Genomic DNA, 17,836 nt, shown 5'->3' on the forward strand with positions numbered 1-17,836 from the left:
TTTCAGTTGTTCGGGATGGCCTATTTTTTTCAATCTATCCGGCTGAAGGGATGAAACCGTGAAAAAGTGTATACGGAAATTCGAGGTAAAATAACTTCCAGCAAAGCATATATGTTTTGTCGTCAAAGGTCCTGACTTAACATTTCGAAACACCTATGTTTTACGAGCAGGATAATTACCTGCAGGCAAATGGATAACTATTGGTTGGAGAATGGATAACTATTGATTGGCAAACGGATAACTATCTGGCGGAGTCTAAGTCCGGTTATATCACCTTTCAGTCGGACCGTTTATCTTTCAATGGGAGATTACGACTGACGCCTGAAAGGTGAGCTTTGAAAATTGCATTGCTATAGGCTGGGTTTTCTGCACGCTATTCAATGAGGTAGGATATCTTTCAGATTTCTGATTGTTTTAGACTTGTTCGTTAACAAATTGTAGTTGTTATGTCCTCCTGAATACAGAATACATTTTATTTCCAAAGCCTTTGCCACTTCCGCATCGTGTAATGTGTCTCCTATAATGAGTGCTTTTTCCGGATACAGAGAGTTTTCTTTTATCAGTCTTTGGCCGATTCCGATTTTTCCGGTAGCGCAGATATTATCTGAACCGTATATTCCTTTGAATTTATCCGTCAGGTGGAAACGGTCAAGCATACGTAGTAGATCGTTTGTCCCGGCAGCAGATAGAATATATTGGCTGATGCCTTTTGCATTGATCGCATCCAGGATAAAAGGGACATCAGCATGCAGCTTTATATCTTTCTCGTAGTTTTTATAACGTTCCATATACTCTGCGGATATCTCTTCGATCGATTCTTTTTCGAAGTCGATGCCTATCCGGATATGGAACTGTTTGACGGGGAAGCAAAATATCTCTTTATAGGTATTTATATCCAGCAGGGGTAAATTCCTTTTTGAAAGCATTTCGTTGATAACCTTGACGTTTACTTCTACATCGTCTAATAACGTTCCGTTCCAATCCCAGATTAAAGTTTCTGTTTCTGATAAAATCATTTTTTTAGTTTAAGTGTTTTTACTCGTCTTCTTTGGAGAAAGATAGTAGACAAAGATAGGCAGATTTCTTATATAATCCGGCTGTGTCGGTCGTGTTGTGGTACATTATTTTTATATTTGCGCCCGTCTCTTAATTCTGTGAATGTATGAAATATCTGTTGACTGTTCTTATTTTATTGGCTAATATGGCCGTTCAGGCCCAAACGAAAGAAACCTGTCGGGTCGCCTTGGTACAGGCACATCTTGCATGGGGAGATGTTGATGCAAACCTTGAAGCTTTTCAGAAGCGGGTAGAGAAATGCCAGGGATGTGATATGATTGTGTTCCCCGAGTTGTTTGTTTCCGGATGTGAAATGAAAAAGAAGGATAAAGAAATAGCTGTGCAGACGAAAGATGAAATAGCGGGTTATTATCCGGTTGTCATTGAGAAAATGAAGGAATGGGCGGCTGGTAGCGGAGCCTTGATAATCGGCTCTACAATATATAAAGAAGAAGGGAAATTTTATAATCGCTTACTTGCTGTTTTTCCTGATGGACATTATAAATATTATGACAAACATAACTGTTTTAAGAAAGGAAGTTTTTCTCCCGGAGAAAAGCAGTTGGTTCTGAACTGGAAAGGACACTGTTTGGCTACTTATATCTGTTACGATCTCCGTTTCCCGGATTGGAGTCGGAATGAAGGTCGTTATGATACAGCTATTTATATAGCCAACTGGCCGGAGTCCCGGCGTGATGATTGGAATCGTCTTCTTCGTGAAAGGGCTATAGAGAATCAGGCCAATGTTATCGCAGTCAATTGTGCCGGGACTGATCTGGGAGGTATCATCTATGCAGGCGATTCTTATCTCTTGTCTCCCGAAGGGAAGATCGTCGGGGAATGTGAAGCCTACAAAGATGACATACTGATTGTAGATTTATAATTACCGGTCAATATCTTATATCCATTTTCTCTTCTCCATTGTCAACAGCTACCGGATATGCGTTCTTATTATAAGTATATTTATAATAAGTCGTATGGGTGGTACCGGTTTTTCCATCTGTCACGGTTTCTTCCGTAAGTGTGTTCCGATAATTGAGGTACTGGCGAGAAGATATTCCTGATGCAAATGAATGATAACTGAAGAACCATAACGGTAATTCCACTTGGCTCATTGAACCAGGTTGGTTACTGTATTGAAAACTAGAGGTCGTAATAAGTGTCGAATCTTCGAGGTTGAACTTTTCGAGTTTTAACAGGTTTTTCGTTGATGGCTCGAAAGTTAAGGCATAGTAATATTTTCCATCCCATACTTTCTTATACCCTTCACTAGTCATTTGAAATGCACCCAGATCTGTTATCTTTGTAGGAAATCCGTTCCCGTCCAGTTCAATTTCCTGATTATAGGAAATATCCATGCTTGGTTCTCCACTTTGTTTTACAATGATTTTATTTCCTTCCTTTTCGAAACCTGTATAGCCGTTTCCGTCAGCAATATTGGGATCTGCAGGAGGAGCGTAGGAGATACCGCGAAGTTCATCGCCTTTGTAGTTGAAAGTAGTGGTGAAACCGTCTTGGTTCATCATTTGCAGCAATCGGTTACCGGAATACGATAGATAGGTTGTTTGATTTTCTGTTTTGAATGTACTGGGGAGACCGTCTCTCCCTGTCGAACCGAAACCTTCGGTATTGTCATCACAGGAAAACAGACAAAAACTTACAGCAATCAGAGCTGTCGAGACAAGGGTATGGATGAATAGTTTCATAATAATTAGTTGTTTATAGTTTTATAAATATGATGCGATAGTAATTTGGATAGTTGCATCTGTTTTTCTTTATTTTCTTGTTTTATGCATCATTTTCATTGAAAAAACACTTAACTTTGTAGTTAAGTAATAAAAAAGGAGGCATTATGGAAAGGACTGTTTTTAATGCTGCACAGTTACAGATATTGGATCTGATGGCATATGTTGAAAGTGAAGATACATTGAATGAAATAAAAGATATGTTGTCAAGTTATTTTGCCCAAAAGGCAGAAAAGGAGATTGATAAACTGTGGGATAGCGGACAAATCAACAATTCGGTAATAGAGGAATGGAAGTGCGAACATATGCGTACCCCTTATAAGGCGAAATAATGGATAGAATAGTTTTAGATACAAACTGCCTGTTGATTTCGCTGTCAAAAAGAGGCAATTATTATAAAGTCTGGAAAGAGTTTTTTGCAGAGAAGTATACATTGTGTTATACGAATGAGATACTGTCTGAATATGAGGAAATTCTTTCTTTAAAAATGGGGGCTGCTATTGCTCAAAATGTAATCAAAGCTATAATAACCCGTAAAAACACACTAAAACTGGATGCCCACTTTCGTTTTAACTTAATTCAATCAGATGTTGATGATAATAAGTTTGTAGACTGTGCTATTGTAGCCAATGCTTCTTATATTGTCAGCCAAGATCATCATTTTAATATTTTAAAAAATATTGATTTCCCAAAAGTGGAACTAATCGATATAGATACTTTTGTCGCTTTGTTAAGTAACGACTAAACCATTGTGAGATTCATTTTTTGTTTTATTATATAACTTCCATCTCTTTAGATGATGTTTTTGATGGTTGTTTATGTTTGTCAGATAAAGGTCCTATGTTTTGAAATGTAAAGACCTGACTTTCGTTTGCAAAATAAGGGACTTTTGATTTCAAAAGACCTGACTTTTTTTGAGGCGTTTCCTGGCTTTTCTTCTTTTGTTTTGAATCCTTTGTTTTTCAATATGAGTGAGTGCGTGAGGACTGATGATTGGTTTCTGAGAAATTGTTGTAGAAGAGCCATTATTTTTGTTTTTTAATAATTAATTCCTTTTCTCTGAATGATTTTCAATTCTTCTCTTTATATTTGCAACGTGTCTGATCGGGCAAAGCGTTGCCGCTTACACAAATTTATTAGTAAACATAAGCGTTTAAAGATATTATCCTAGAAATGAAATCTCGACAATTTCAGCAACAGGGGATAGTAGACAACTTCAAAACGCTCATGCTTTTTTACTTGTTATATATAATCTAGGGGTATGTTGTATCTGTAGGTATATTATAGTAAAGGGCGTGGGCTGTTGTTTATATCTCTGTTGCGGGCAGTCGAGAGCCTCATTTCCAGATATGATCAACAGTTTCCACGCTTTCTTTATTTATTAACTATCCATTTGGGAAATTGATGGATACCTTAAATCAGATTCTAGCATGAATACAAACTTATGCAAAGAAGTGTTTCCCTACATCCGAGGCCATACAATGTAACATGTCGCACATGCAGATAGGAATATCATGCACTATTCACACACTAGTATTGTTACATTAAGCTTATTACAAATGAAAAAGTCGTTACAAATGATCCGGAAAAGATCGCATCACTGGATGATAATGATGTTATTTTTATTCCTGGGGATCAATGTTGGCTATGCAGCCAATGAAAAATTGCCATCCATCGGCACGGTAGAAACAAACGTAAACAGTAATGCCGGAATTACTGAAGACAGATCCTGGACTATTCAGGGGCAAGTCTTTGAACAGTCTGAACCGCCTTACCCTTTGGCGGGAGTGAATATCTCGATCAAAGGAACCCAGCAGGGGACAATATCCGATAACGGAGGATATTTCTCTATTAAAGCTAAAAGAGGGGATATCATTGTTTTTACTTATCTTGGTTTTAAAAATTATGAGTATGTAGTTTCACGTGCTATCAGTAATTTGAATGTTTCGCTGGTTGAAGATATCGAAGCGCTTGATGAAGTGGTGGTAACCGGTTTCTCAGAAGAGAAAAAGCTGAACTCTATCTCGTCTATCTCTTCTTTGAATGTGTCTTCCAATCTTCTGAGTAAACCGGTGACTTCTGTGTCGCAGGCATTACAGGGAGGCATTACCGGTCTTTCTGTCAATCAAAGCTCTGGTTTGCCCGGGGCGGATGCGGCAACAATTAAAATCAGGGGTGTTTCGTCTTTACAGACGAACAATGACCCGTTGGTTCTGGTGGACGGTGTCCCGATGGATATGAACAATCTTGACCCGACAACGATCGAGAGTGTGACAGTCTTGAAAGATGCTGCCGCTGCGGCTATTTATGGGGCACGTGCGGCAAACGGGGTAATCGTTATTAAGACCAAACGCGGTACTCCCGGCAAAGTCAATGTTTCTTACAACGGATATTATGGTATCCAGCAGGCAACTTATCTCCCCGAATTTATTGACGGTGCGGGCTATATGGAAATGGTAAATGCTGCTAATATGAATATCGGGGGTAATCCTGTTTATTCACAGGAAGCGATCGACAAGACGAGGGATGGTTCAGATCCGGTCAATTATCCGGATACGAACTGGACTGATTTTCTGTTTAAGAACGGTTCCGTCCAAAGCCATTCCGTATCAGTGTCCGGCGGTGGTAACCTGGCCCGCTTTGCTTTAACAGCCAATTATCTGAAGAATGACGGTTTGGTACAAAATACCAATTCGGATCGTCTGAATATCCGTGCCAATACCTCTGTCAGTTTATTGGATAACTTGTCGGTAAACATGGACTTTAATTCTTACCGGACCAACAGGGAGAAACCGTTGTTTGATAATGGAGGCAATATCTTTTCCTATATTTATTCAACACCACCTAATACGGTAGTCCGTTATCCGATGAAAGAAGGAAACGATATAGTCTATTACGGTAACCGTCCGGAACAACGTAACCCGGCAGCTATTCTCGATCGTGGAGGTATCCGGACAAATCTCGAAGATAATATCAGTATCAATATTGCTCCCCGTTGGGAGGTGATACCGAAGTTGATCCTCCGGGGACAATATTCATACCGTATCAGTAGCAGTGCACAGCGGGATGAACGGAAGGCCTACAACTTCTTCGATTATAATTCCGGTGCGTTTCTCCAGACATGGGGAGCTTCTTATTCTGCTTCCAAGGATCGTTCCAGCTATTACTATATCGGTGCAACGGCTGAATATACTTGGGAAAAGAAAAAACATCGCTTATTCGGTATCGGAGGTTACAATCAGGAATTGACGAATAATGGAGATTGGGATCGCTGGTCGATGACTTCTATTTTTGCTAAAGTCAACTATACGTTCGATCGTCGTTACCTATTGGAAGGGACGATCCGCCGTGACGGTTCTTCTCGCTTCGGTAAAGGGAATAAATTCGGAGTATTCCCTTCCATTGCTGCCGGTTGGAACCTGCATGAAGAAAGTTTTATGAAACCTTTGAAGGAACAGGTAAATGAATTCAAGGTGAGAGCTTCGTACGGATTGTTGGGAAATGAGAATATCGGGTTGTATAAATATCAGACGTTGATTGATGCAGGCAACGGAAATGAAACGGTTTTCGGTAATCCGGATATAACCTGGGAGACAGTCCATATGCTGAATATCGGTGCTGATATTCGTCTGTTTAAAGATTGGAATATTACATTCGATTATTATGACAAGTTGACGAAAGATATGATCATCACTCCCCCTATTTCTTTTATCGGCGGAACAAGTGCTGCTCCCCTCAATTCAGGAGAAGTAAGGAACAGGGGCTGGGAATTGGATGTGAATTATGGAAAACAGTATAAAACATTCGGATTTAATGTACATGCCGGCTTATCACAGAATAAAAACAAGATTGAATCTTTGTTCGGTGCTCCTTATGACAAAGGCGACCGTGTTCATCAGATCGGATATGCTCTGAACAGCTATTATGTTTATCCTACCGACGGTCTGTTACAGGAGAACGATTTCACCAAAGATGGCGATGGTAAATGGATTCCCAAAGACGGTGTGACCATATTTGACGGACAACAGCCCGGAGATATAAAATATAAAGATATATCCGGACCGGATGGGAAACCTGATGGTAAGATTACGACAGACGACCGGGTTATCCGTGGGGATGACCAGCCGGATTTGAACTATTTTGCCAATATCTCGTTGAATTACAGGAATTGGGATTTTGAAATACTGTTCCAGGGAGTTACCGGGGTAAATGCTTATTATAGTGAACCGTATTCGTTCGGATTGAATGTATCCGGTGACGGACAAACACCGCTTGCCGTACAAACCGATTACTGGACTCCCGAGAATACGGATGCCCGTTATCCGAGAATGGCTCCGAACTCAACTTACGGTAGTAATTACCATACATCTGACTTCTGGCATTTCAATGCAAGCTACTGCCGTGTGAAATATATCCAGTTAGGATATACCTTTGATCAATTGGGATTGAAGAAGATAGGAATTTCTAATATCCGTCTGTATGTGAATGCACAAAATCCTTTCACTTTTGCCCAGGAGAAGTTAACAGACCCGGAAAGCCGTGGACAGAGAGGATCTTATCCGTTGGTAAAGACTTATTCGGCCGGTGTCAGCCTGAATTTCTAATTATTAATTTCAAAAACAGAATATATGAAACTGTATAATAAAATAAATCCGAAAGTATATCTGCTTATATGCCTGCTGGTTATATGCAGTAGCTGTTCAGACTTCCTGACGAAAGATCATCCGACCGGAGTGACCGACGATGACTTCTGGAAGACAATGAACGAATGTGAGAACGCGTTGGGGCAATGTAAATTATGGGTAAAAGGAGCCTATGGTGGCGATGAACTCGGACTCATATTTCTTGAAGGAGCGACTGATAATCTGTATTTTCAGTCTAACTTTGAGCAGCGGATCGTTAGTTTGGGTAATGGATCACTTGTTCCGCCTACCGATAACAATGCACCTTCGTCCTGGGAGTCAACGTTTAACAGTTGGAAGAATTATTATCTTCGCATTCGAAGATGTAATCGCTTTCTTAAATTTGTCGACAATGCTTACTTTGCCGATGAGAAGGAAAGATCACGTATGAAAGCTGAAGTCAGAGTCTGGAGAGCTTGGTATCATATCCGTTTGTTGTGCTGGTATGGCCGCAATGACGGTATACCTATTGTAGAAACGGATTTGACTCCTACCGAGATTTATAAACCTCGAAACACGGTTGAGGAATGTCTGGATTTTATCAATAAGGAGCTGGACATGGTTATTAATTCAAGCGATCTGGAATTTTTATGGGATGAAGGCCGCCGTGACCGTATGTCTGTTTCTTCGGCACTGGCCTTGAAGATGGATGTGAATCTGCAATTCAAAAAGTATGATATTGCAAAGGAGGCTGCTAAAAAGTTGATGGATTCCGGCAAGTTTGAGTTATACTATTCGACTTCGACTGATGATGATCCGGGTAAGAACTACCGTGATTTGTTCCGTTACATAGGAGAACAAAATAAAGAACGGATCATGTTCAAGTCCAGTGGGGTGGATAATATTTGGTTCCGTAATATGGGAACACCGCTTGGCGGGCAGGGAGTATCTGCTATTTTGAAGTCGTTTGTCGATTGTTATGAGACGATAGATGGCAAGACTATTCAATCGTTGCCGGCTGACGAAAGGAACAATTTCGAAAAGAATCCATTGCATAAATCGAGAGATCCGCGTTTATATGCAACAGTCTTTTTGCCGGGCGATAATACGACTATCTCTAATTATACCTACGAGCCTTTCAATGAGAATAGTAGTGATTATGTGGGAAAGACCGGTGCTGTACGTTCAGGATATATGATGAAAAAGTTTATTGATGAACAAGATCGGGCGACCGGTAATGGTAGTCTGGATTATCCGCTTTATCGTTATGCTGAGGTGTTGCTCGACTATGTGGAATGTCTGGTTGAGTCGGGCGACTGGCAGAATCCGGACGTAGAGAAATATATTAATATGATTCGTCATCGTGCCGGAATGCCGAATATGGACAAGAGTGTGTATAATACGCAGGAAAAAGTTCGTGAATTGTATCGTCGTGAACGTCGTGTGGAACTTTGTTTCGAAGGGAAACGTTACGATGATATCCGCCGCTGGGGCATTGGGCAGGAGGTCATGAATGGTCCTATCTATGGTGCATGGAATCCGAATGACAATGCATTTGTCACGATTGAAAACCGTACTTGTACATTCCCTAAATATGACTCATGGCCGCTTCCTCAAACAGAAGTGACTTCGAACCCGAATATTAGCCAGCCGACGGGCTGGTAAAAAAGTGGAAGAGGTGGTGCAAAGGCTTCAAGCCAATGTACTACCTCTTCTTATATATATTAATGTACGTGTTACCTACCCAATTCTTTATTATAGACTTCTTCATCATTAATAATGCGGAGTGCTTCTTTGAAGCTGGCATTATCATCATTGATTACCTGGAAATATTCTGCCATATCATACAGGTCACGAGCTATCAAAGCCTTTATCTGTAAGGCAATAAGTGGTTTTGAACGGTTGTATTCTTCTTCTTTATACTCGATCTTATCTTCTTTACCCAGATTAATTAACTCCTGAAGAGTTTCTTCGGGGACAACAAAGTCTTTTTTATACTGGCTGAATTTCGGATATTTCTTGTTCATTGCCGCACGGTTACGGTCCAGGTAACTCATAGAAACACGGTTTACAAGACCGGATGCAACCAGGTTGCGGTGATAATCCGTATAACGGGTTGTGTCTACCGGGATGAAAACGTCCGGCATGATACCGCCGCCACCGTAAACGATACGTTTGGTTTCCAGTGTGTTGTATTTCATAGAATCCGGGAAATGGATGCTGTCGGCACTCATTAGCTCGCCGCGGTTGTAACGGTCGATCAGGTCGTGCTGGTAATCTTCCAGTTTACCGTTTTCGTAATGTTTCTGGATACTACGTCCGGTAGGCGTATAATAACGGGCTACTGTCAGACGGATCATAGAACCGTCCGGCATTGGGATCGGTTTCTGAACCAGACCTTTACCGAATGTACGGCGTCCTACTACGACACCACGGTCCCAATCCTGTACGGCACCCGAAAGGATTTCGCTGGCAGAGGCAGATGATTCGTCTACCATAACGACCAGGCGTCCTTCCTCAAAATTGCCTTTGGCTGTCGATTTGGCTTCGTCGCGCGGCTGTTTGTTACCTTCGGTATACACGATCAGTTTGTCTTTATCGAGAAACTCGTCTGCCAGTTCGATGGCAATATTTAGATAACCGCCCCCATTACCTTGCAGGTCGAGGATCAGGTTTTTCATGCCTTGTTTTTGCAGTTTGGCAAGTGCGTCGCGGAACTCATCGGCCGATGAGGCGGCAAAACGGTTCAGCTTGATATAGCCGGTCTGTTTGTCTGCCATATAAGCGGCGTCCAGGCTGGTTACGGGTATCTTTCCGCGGATGATCTTGAATTCGATCAGTTCCGGATTCTTATTTCGCAATACCTTGATGTTTACTTCAGTTCCTTTCGGACCACGCAGACGTTTCATGATGTCGGTCGTCTTCATTTTTACACCGGCTATCAGGGTGTCGTCGACCATGATGATACGGTCGCCAGCCATCAAGCCGACCTTTTCGGACGGACCGCCGGGAATTACCTGAATGACATATAAGGTATCGGTCAGCATATTGAACTGGATACCGATACCGTCGAAGTTGCCTTGTAGGGGTTCGGTCATCTCTTTTGTCTCTTCCGGATCCATATAGTTTGAATGCGGGTCCAGCTTTTCCAGCATACCAGTGATCGCATCTTCTACCAGCTTGGAATCATCCACCGGATCTACATATAGATTCGAGATGGCATATACAGCCATGGATAATTTGCGGGCATCCTGATTCGGTTTCTGGGCCACAGCCGTTGTGATGGCAATCATTGCAACGAGCAGGGATACTACAATTCGTTTCATTTTAATTTTTGTTTCGTAAATAGTCAATATAAGTTGGTTCCCTTCGGAACGAAGGGAGAAATATCTTTGCCATACCGTAATAGCTCCCGTACAATGCTGGAACTGATGTGTGTATGTTCGGGTTCTGTAAAAAGAATGAATGTCTCAATGCCGCTCAACTTCCGGTTGACGTCGGCAATACTTTTTTCATACTCGAAATCATTGACGGTACGGATACCGCGCATAATAAATTCGGCACCGACTTCTTCTGCAAAATCGACAGTCAGTGAGTTATACGACATCACTTTTACCCGTGGCTCGTCTTTATAAAGACACCGGATCGCTTCCATACGTTTTTCAAGCGTGAAATAAGTCTGCTTTTTATCGTTAATACCGATAGAAATGATGATCTCGTCGACCAGGGCGAGCCCGCGGCTTACCAGCGATTGGTGTCCAATCGTAAAGGGATCGAACGTTCCGGGGAACAAAGCGATACGCTTATTCATTTTCAATTTTCAATTTTTAATTGATAACGTCTTCTTCTACAACCAGATTGTCAATAATAAAGTTCTGTCTTTCCATGGTGTTTTTACCCATATAGAATTCGAGCATCTCCTTAACCAGGTCTTCTTTTTTCATCGTTACCGGGTCCAGGCGCATGTCCTTGCCGATAAAGTTTCTGAACTCGTCCGGTGAAATCTCTCCCAGACCTTTAAATCGGGTGATCTCCGGATTCTTTCCTACTGCCTGGATTGCTGCCAGACGTTCTTCTTCTGTGTAACAATAATACGTTTTTTGTTTGTTGCGTACACGGAAAAGCGGGGTTTGCAGGATATAGACATGATTTCGTTTAATCAGGTCGGGGAAGAACTGCAAGAAGAACGTGATCAGCAGTAACCGGATATGCATACCGTCGACGTCGGCATCGGTAGCGATGATAACTTTGTTATATCGCAGACCGTCCAGTCCGTCTTCAATATTGAGGGCGGCTTGCAGTAGATTGAATTCTTCATTCTCATAAACGATCTTTTTAGTCAGGCCGTAGCTGTTAAGCGGTTTACCGCGTAGACTGAAAACAGCCTGAAAGTTCGGGTCACGGCTTTTGGTGATCGATCCGCTGGCCGAGTCACCCTCGGTGATGAAGATACAACTTTCTTCTGTCCGGTCGCCTTTGGCATCGTTGAGGTGGATGCGGCAGTCACGGAGTTTCTTATTATGCAGGTTTGCCTTCTTAGCTCGTTCGCGGGCCAGTTTCGTTACACCGGCAATCGCTTTACGTTCCTTTTCCGATTCGAGGATCTTGCGAAGCAGGGCTTCCGAAGTATCTGTGTTCTTATGAAGATAGTTGTCGAGTTCTTTCTTGATAAAGTCGCCGACGAATTTTGCCACGGTAGGGCCTTCGGGACCGATATCTTTCGAACCCAGCTTGGTTTTTGTCTGGCTCTCGAACACTGGTTCTTCCACCTTAATACTGATGGCGGCAACGATACCGGCACGGATGTCCGAATATTCGAAGTTTTTATTATAATATTCTTTGATGACACGTCCCAGCGTTTCGCGGAAAGCGGAAAGATGCGTTCCGCCCTGAGTCGTGTATTGTCCGTTTACGAACGAATAATATTCTTCACCGTATTGGTTACTGTGTGTTATAACCACTTCGATATCTTCTCCGTTCAGATGAATGATCGGATATAAGGGCTCGGTGGTCATATTTTCGTTCAATAGATCGACCAGTCCATTGCGTGAATGGAATTTCTTGCCGTTGAACATAATGGTCAGACCTGAATTCAGAAAGACATAATTCTTCAAAAGGCTTTCTATGAATTCGTCCTTGTATTGATATTCTTTGAAGATTTCCTTGTCCGGAATGAAATAGATAAGTGTCCCGTTTGCTTCGTCAGTCGGTTGGATTCCAGACTCCTCTGTAATGATGGCTTTGCTGTATTCGACCCGTTTACACTCTCCTTCGCGGAAGCTGGTAATCAGGAAATAGCTGCTCAGGGCATTCACGGCCTTGATACCGACACCGTTCAGTCCGACAGACTTTTTAAAAGCCTTGCTGTCGTACTTGGCACCTGTGTTCATTTTACTGGATACGTCGACCACCTTTCCCAGCGGAACACCACGGCCAAAGTCCCTGACGGAAACAGTTCCTTCTTCAACGGTCACTTCTATAGTTTTGCCGTACCCCATCATATATTCGTCGATGGAGTTATCGAGTACTTCTTTCAGCAATACATAGATTCCATCATCCGCATAGCTACCATCTCCCAGTTTACCAATATACATACCAGGGCGCCGGCGGATATGTTCCATCCAGTCCAGCGTCTTGATATCGTCGTCATTATACGCTGTCGGTTGTTGCATTGTTGAATTCAGTTCTTCCATAGAAAATCCTTATTTTAATTTTTTGATAAATGCTCTTCTTGTTTTGTGATGTTCACGTTTGAAATAGTCCCATTGGGCCTGTACGGCATTGTTGTTTGCCAGTTCCGGATTACTTTCGGCATATTCGACACCCAGACCGATATATACGGGAATAAGGTCGTTGAACAGCAATGCGTTTACCCCTTTGTTCTGATATTCAGGTAATACTCCCGTCAGATACAAGTCGATTACTTTGGGCTTTGTTTTCAATGCTTTCAGCAGATGTATCCAGCCGAAAGGGAATAAATGTCCTTTTGCCTTTTGCATGGCATGTGAAAGGCTGGGTAATGAGATTCCGAAACCGACTACGGTGTCATCTTCTTCCCTGATAATAAGAGTCACCAGATCCAGACGGATCATCGGGATATACATTTTTACATAATAGTCGATCTGCTTCTGGGTCAGCGGAGCAAAACCGTATAATGGTGCATAAGCCTCGTTCAGTGTTTCAAAAATCTTTTGTGCATACGGCCATATCTCTTTCGTCTTTTTGAACTTCATCGTTTTAAGGCCATATTTCTTTTTTACTATTTCTCCGATGCGCAGGTGTTTGTCGGGTACACCTTCCGGAATATATATTTTAAATTCATGCCAATCCTGATCTTTTTCGTATCCCATACGTTCCAGATGCTGCGGGTAATAAGGGAAGTTATAGATGGCGGCCATGGTTCCGAGTTGGTCGAATCCTTCGATCAGCATACCTTCATGATCCATATCCGTAAATCCCATCGGCCCGTGAATCTCTTTCATTCCTTGTTCTTTAGCCCATTTTTCAACGGCGTTGAACAAAGCGTCTACGACTTCTGCGTCATCGATGAAATCCAGAAAACCGAAGCGGGCGCGTTGTTGGTTCCACACTTCGTTACTACGGCGGTTAATCATTCCGGCAATACGGCCGACGATTTTACCGTCTTTGTAGGCAAGAAAATAGATGGCATCGCAAACTTCGAATGCCGGATTCTTCTTCTTGTCCAGTGTAACCATCTCCTCCTCGATCAATCCCGGTATATGGTAGGGGTTGTCTTTATATAAATCAATATTGAACTTAACGAATTTCTTCAGTTCTTTTTTGCTGGTAACTTCTTTAATTACTACGCCCATTGGTTATTTTTATTAGAACGGCAAATTTACATAATTAATTCGTTACATCATTCGTTTACAGTTAAGATTAGGACTTTTAACATGAATAATACCGTCCTGATCCGTATAGTATGGGACGTTTTTTGTTTTCGACGTCCTCAAAAATAAAACAGTTCCTAATAAGAGTCGGTATTCATCGTGAAAAATCCGTTTTCTACTAATATTAATGGGATTCGATCGTCCGGGTATTCGTAAAATATGTTATATTTGCACTTAGTAATGAGCAGCGAAATTGATTATTTACCATGAAAAATTTAATAGTGACCCTTATGTTAACAGTCCCTTTTCTTTCAGGAGCATCATGTTCCTCAGCTCCTAAAATGATCCAGTCGGATCTGGCATTTAAAGCAGAAGCAACAACCGGTGAAGGTTCTATCTGGCATCCGGACAGGAATACCCTGTTTTGGGTTGATATCGAAGGAAAGACCTTGTATGAATATTATCCGGACAAGCAGGACTGTAAAACGTGGGAATTCGACCGTATGGTTTCGACGGTGGTGCCGGAGACGGACAGTACGGTGGTTGTCTCTCTTCAGGATGAGATTGTACGGGTGAACTTGAATGACGGGAGTTTGTCATCTGTGGCGCCTATTCCTGATTATGAAGGAAAAGTAAGATGTAATGACGGAAAATGTGATCCGGCAGGTCGTTTATGGATCGGAACGATGGGATTCGGGGCGCCTAAAGGTGCCGGAACATTATATACGGTTGTGCCTGACGGAATGGTGGAGATCAAGTTGGAGAAAGTTACCATCTCCAACGGGATTGTCTGGTCGGCCAATAAGAAATACATGTATTACAATGATACTCCGACCGGTAGGGTGGCTCGTTACCGGTATGATGAAAAGACAGGCGAAATCCTGTTTGATGGCGTTGCTGTCACCTTGCCTCCCGGTTCAGGGGCTCCTGACGGGATGACGATCGATAGCAACGATAATTTATGGGTAGCTCAATGGGGCGGTTTCGGTGTGTACTGCTACAATCCTTATACGGGTGAGTTACTGGGAAAAGTAGAAGTTCCGGCTCCCAATGTGGCCTCCTGTGCATTCGGCGGCAAGGATATGGATACGCTCTACATTACAACGGCACGGGCCGGACTTTCGGAACAACAACTGGAAGAATATCCCCTTAGCGGTAGTCTTTTTGTTTGTAAACCCGGAGCAAGCGGGCCGGAGCCTTACAAATTTAAACAACCGACAAAGTGAACAATATAATTTAACCTGTTTGTAAACAGTATATCGATTATATTTGTTTATTTTGTGAGAGAGATGATTTATCTCTCATTTAATTACAAAAAATATATGACGAAAAACAAATCCGGGAAGAAGGATAATAGAGAAAACAAACCGAAGAAGAACAAGGCTAAACGTATGAAGAAAGAAGCCATGCTCCATTCCGTTATGTCCGTTTTTCAATCCTCTCCCAAGGAACCATTTAACTATAAACAGATTAGCAAACTGATTGGCGTAGAGAGCCAGGTGCAGAAGCTACAGGTTGTAGACCTGCTGTATGATCTCTCTGCCGAAAATTTTATTACAGAAATAGACCGCGGACGTTATCGCTATAACGGTCTGGGTACCACTGCGATCGGTACATTCGGACGCCGGAGCAACGGGAAAAATTCGTTTATTCCGGAAGATGGTGGTGCGCCGGTTTTCGTGGCGGAACGGAATTCCGGACATGCGATGGACGGTGATAAAGTGAAGGTGCAGTTGTTTGCCAAACGCAAGGGCGCTGAACCGGAAGCCGAAGTGATCGAAGTACTGGAAAGCCAGAAAAAGACATTTGTCGGTAAATTGCAGGTAACGAAAGGCTTTGCCTTCCTCATCACCGAGAACAAGACGCTGGCAAACGATATATTTATCCCGAAAGAAAAACTGAAAGGCGGCAAGAATGGCGATAAGGCTATTGTCCGTATCGTTGAATGGCCGGATGAAGCCAAGAACCCGTTGGGTGAAGTGGTCGATATTTTAGGTGTGGCCGGTCAGAATACAGCGGAAATGCATGCGATACTGGCAGAATTCGGCTTGCCGTATACTTATCCGGAAAATGTGGAAAAGGCGGCAAATAAGATATCGGAGATTATTCCGGAAGAAGAAATTGCCAAGCGTGAGGATTTCCGTAAGGTCCTGACCTTTACCATCGACCCGAAAGATGCCAAGGACTTTGACGATGCCCTTTCGGCTCGCCAGCTGGATAATGGAAACTGGGAAGTGGGCGTACATATTGCCGACGTAACTCACTATGTAAAACCTGAAAGTCTGATCGACCGTGAAGCGGAAAGCCGTGCGACTTCCGTCTATTTGGTGGATCGTACGATTCCGATGTTGCCCGAACGGTTATGCAACCAGATATGTTCCTTGCGTCCGGACGAAGAGAAGTTATGCTTCTCCGCTATTTTTGAACTGGACGAAGAGGCTAACGTGAAGAAATCGCGTATCGGACGTACCGTGATCAAGAGCGACCGCCGCTTCACTTACGAAGAGGCGCAGTTGGTGATCGAAACAGGCGAAGGTGATTATAAAGACGAAATACTGGTCCTGGACGCATTGGCAAAGAAGTTGCGTGAAAAACGTTTTAAGAACGGAGCCGTTAACTTCGACCGCTTTGAAGTAAGGTTTGAAATTGACGAAACCGGAAAACCGATCAGTACTTATATCAAGGAATCGAAAGATGCCAACAAACTGATTGAAGAATTTATGTTGCTGGCGAACCGTACAGTAGCTGAGTTTGTAGGTAAAGTGCCTAAAGGAAAGACAAAGAAAACGTTTGTCTACCGTATCCACGATCTGCCCGATCCGGATAAACTGGAGAATTTTGCCGCCTTTATCCGCCGCTTCGGTTATAAGATGAAAACGGAAGGCAGCAGTAAGATCGATATCTCCCGTAACCTGAACCGTTTGCTGGACGAAGTACATGATAAGCCGGAAGAGAATCTGATTGAAACATTGGCAATCCGCTCGATGCAGAAAGCACGTTATACGACAGAGAATATCGGCCATTATGGTCTGGCTTTTGAATATTACACTCATTTTACTTCTCCTATCCGTCGTTATCCGGATATGATGGTGCACCGTTTGTTGGAACGTTATCTTGAAGGCGGACGCAGCGTGGTAAAGGCAAAATATGAAGAAAAATGCGACCATTGTTCTACGATGGAGCAGGTTGCGGCAAATGCTGAGCGTGCGTCTATCAAGTATAAACAGGTTGAGTTTATGCAGGATAAGTTGGGTATGGTGTTCGACGGTGTGATCTCCGGTGTTACCGAATGGGGATTGTATGTTGAGTTGAATGAAAACAAGTGCGAAGGCCTTGTTCCTATCCGTGACTTAGGGGATGATTTCTACGATATGGATGAAGAAACATACAGCCTGATCGGTCGTCGTAAGAAACGCCGCTTCCGTCTGGGTGATCCTGTAACGGTGAAGATCGCAAATGCCAATCTGGAACGTAAGCAGCTTGACTTTATGTTGATGGAATAAAGAAGATATTGCTGGATAAAATAAAAGAGACAACCGGTCATTAATGAATCAGTTGTCTC

Annotated in this window: 13 protein-coding genes; 7 read left to right on the forward strand and 6 right to left on the reverse strand. The window is 42.6% G+C overall.

Annotated elements, in window-relative coordinates; genetic code table 11:
• Positions 1–377: 377 nt before the first annotated feature.
• A complete protein-coding gene (locus NBH14_RS12885) occupies positions 378–1,016 on the reverse strand; it encodes an HAD family hydrolase (RefSeq protein WP_186959561.1) in 639 nt (212 codons plus the stop codon).
• Between the two features lie 146 nt (positions 1,017–1,162).
• Between NBH14_RS12885 and NBH14_RS12890 the strand changes: the two genes are divergently transcribed.
• Positions 1,163–1,939, forward strand: a complete 777-nt coding sequence (locus tag NBH14_RS12890; RefSeq protein WP_186959562.1) for a nitrilase-related carbon-nitrogen hydrolase — start codon at positions 1,163–1,165, stop codon at positions 1,937–1,939.
• 7 nt (positions 1,940–1,946) lie between these two features.
• On the opposite strand, the gene NBH14_RS12895 is transcribed toward NBH14_RS12890, so the two are convergent.
• Positions 1,947–2,762, reverse strand: coding sequence for a permease (locus NBH14_RS12895; RefSeq protein WP_186959563.1), 816 nt, complete (start codon positions 2,760–2,762; stop codon positions 1,947–1,949).
• Positions 2,763–2,908: 146 nt separating this feature from the next.
• On the opposite strand from NBH14_RS12895, the gene NBH14_RS12900 reads away from it, so the two are divergent.
• The 4 genes from NBH14_RS12900 to NBH14_RS12915 all read left to right on the forward strand — a co-directional run bounded on the left by NBH14_RS12900 (position 2,909) and on the right by NBH14_RS12915 (position 9,088).
• A complete protein-coding gene (locus NBH14_RS12900; RefSeq protein ID WP_186959564.1) occupies positions 2,909–3,133 on the forward strand; it encodes a DUF8507 family protein in 225 nt (74 codons plus the stop codon).
• Positions 3,133–3,546 carry a putative toxin-antitoxin system toxin component, PIN family gene (locus NBH14_RS12905; protein ID WP_186959565.1) on the forward strand — a complete coding sequence of 138 codons (414 nt, stop codon included), beginning with the start codon at positions 3,133–3,135 and terminating at the stop codon, positions 3,544–3,546. Before NBH14_RS12900 ends, NBH14_RS12905 begins: the two co-directional genes overlap by 1 nt.
• An 814-nt stretch (positions 3,547–4,360) precedes the next feature.
• Entirely contained in the window at positions 4,361–7,405 is a 3,045-nt protein-coding gene (locus NBH14_RS12910; protein WP_250817496.1) for a SusC/RagA family TonB-linked outer membrane protein, read from the forward strand.
• Between the two features lie 24 nt (positions 7,406–7,429).
• Positions 7,430–9,088, forward strand: a complete 1,659-nt coding sequence (locus NBH14_RS12915; RefSeq protein WP_186959566.1) for a RagB/SusD family nutrient uptake outer membrane protein — start codon at positions 7,430–7,432, stop codon at positions 9,086–9,088.
• 71 nt (positions 9,089–9,159) lie between these two features.
• On the opposite strand, the gene NBH14_RS12920 is transcribed toward NBH14_RS12915, so the two are convergent.
• From NBH14_RS12920 to NBH14_RS12935, 4 genes are read right to left on the reverse strand one after another with little or no spacing between them, the layout of a single operon-like run.
• Complete coding sequence (locus tag NBH14_RS12920) at positions 9,160–10,749, reverse strand: S41 family peptidase (protein ID WP_128134679.1); 1,590 nt, start codon at positions 10,747–10,749, stop codon at positions 9,160–9,162.
• Positions 10,750–10,772: 23 nt separating this feature from the next.
• Positions 10,773–11,234, reverse strand: coding sequence for a pantetheine-phosphate adenylyltransferase (gene coaD / locus NBH14_RS12925; RefSeq protein ID WP_128134680.1), 462 nt, complete (start codon positions 11,232–11,234; stop codon positions 10,773–10,775).
• Between the two features lie 16 nt (positions 11,235–11,250).
• Positions 11,251–13,116 carry a DNA topoisomerase IV subunit B gene (locus NBH14_RS12930; RefSeq protein WP_186959567.1) on the reverse strand — a complete coding sequence of 622 codons (1,866 nt, stop codon included), beginning with the start codon at positions 13,114–13,116 and terminating at the stop codon, positions 11,251–11,253.
• Positions 13,117–13,125: 9 nt separating this feature from the next.
• A complete protein-coding gene (locus NBH14_RS12935) occupies positions 13,126–14,256 on the reverse strand; it encodes a hypothetical protein (protein ID WP_186959568.1) in 1,131 nt (376 codons plus the stop codon).
• Positions 14,257–14,564: 308 nt separating this feature from the next.
• On the opposite strand from NBH14_RS12935, the gene NBH14_RS12940 reads away from it, so the two are divergent.
• Entirely contained in the window at positions 14,565–15,500 is a 936-nt protein-coding gene (locus NBH14_RS12940; protein ID WP_436277964.1) for an SMP-30/gluconolactonase/LRE family protein, read from the forward strand.
• Positions 15,501–15,596: 96 nt separating this feature from the next.
• A complete protein-coding gene (gene rnr, locus NBH14_RS12945) occupies positions 15,597–17,777 on the forward strand; it encodes a ribonuclease R (protein WP_010801009.1) in 2,181 nt (726 codons plus the stop codon).
• Positions 17,778–17,836: the final 59 nt, after the last annotated feature.

The organism is Parabacteroides caecihominis (assembly GCF_023656785.1).
GTDB lineage: Bacteria > Bacteroidota > Bacteroidia > Bacteroidales > Tannerellaceae > Parabacteroides > Parabacteroides segnis.

Bases quoted from the DNA above. Each gene is read 5' to 3' on its own strand.
- NBH14_RS12915 (WP_186959566.1), top strand. From the start codon at position 7,430: ATGAAACTGTATAATAAAATAAATCCGAAAGTATATCTGCTTATATGC.
- NBH14_RS12890 (WP_186959562.1), top strand. From the start codon at position 1,163: ATGAAATATCTGTTGACTGTTCTTATTTTATTGGCTAATATGGCCGTT.
- NBH14_RS12940 (WP_436277964.1), top strand. From the start codon at position 14,565: ATGTTAACAGTCCCTTTTCTTTCAGGAGCATCATGTTCCTCAGCTCCT.
- coaD (WP_128134680.1), bottom strand. From the start codon at position 11,234: ATGAATAAGCGTATCGCTTTGTTCCCCGGAACGTTCGATCCCTTTACG.
- NBH14_RS12910 (WP_250817496.1), top strand. From the start codon at position 4,361: ATGAAAAAGTCGTTACAAATGATCCGGAAAAGATCGCATCACTGGATG.
- NBH14_RS12900 (WP_186959564.1), top strand. From the start codon at position 2,909: ATGGAAAGGACTGTTTTTAATGCTGCACAGTTACAGATATTGGATCTG.
- NBH14_RS12930 (WP_186959567.1), bottom strand. From the start codon at position 13,116: ATGGAAGAACTGAATTCAACAATGCAACAACCGACAGCGTATAATGAC.
- NBH14_RS12885 (WP_186959561.1), bottom strand. From the start codon at position 1,016: ATGATTTTATCAGAAACAGAAACTTTAATCTGGGATTGGAACGGAACG.
- NBH14_RS12920 (WP_128134679.1), bottom strand. From the start codon at position 10,749: ATGAAACGAATTGTAGTATCCCTGCTCGTTGCAATGATTGCCATCACA.
- rnr (WP_010801009.1), top strand. From the start codon at position 15,597: ATGACGAAAAACAAATCCGGGAAGAAGGATAATAGAGAAAACAAACCG.
- NBH14_RS12905 (WP_186959565.1), top strand. From the start codon at position 3,133: ATGGATAGAATAGTTTTAGATACAAACTGCCTGTTGATTTCGCTGTCA.
- NBH14_RS12935 (WP_186959568.1), bottom strand. From the start codon at position 14,256: ATGGGCGTAGTAATTAAAGAAGTTACCAGCAAAAAAGAACTGAAGAAA.
- NBH14_RS12895 (WP_186959563.1), bottom strand. From the start codon at position 2,762: ATGAAACTATTCATCCATACCCTTGTCTCGACAGCTCTGATTGCTGTA.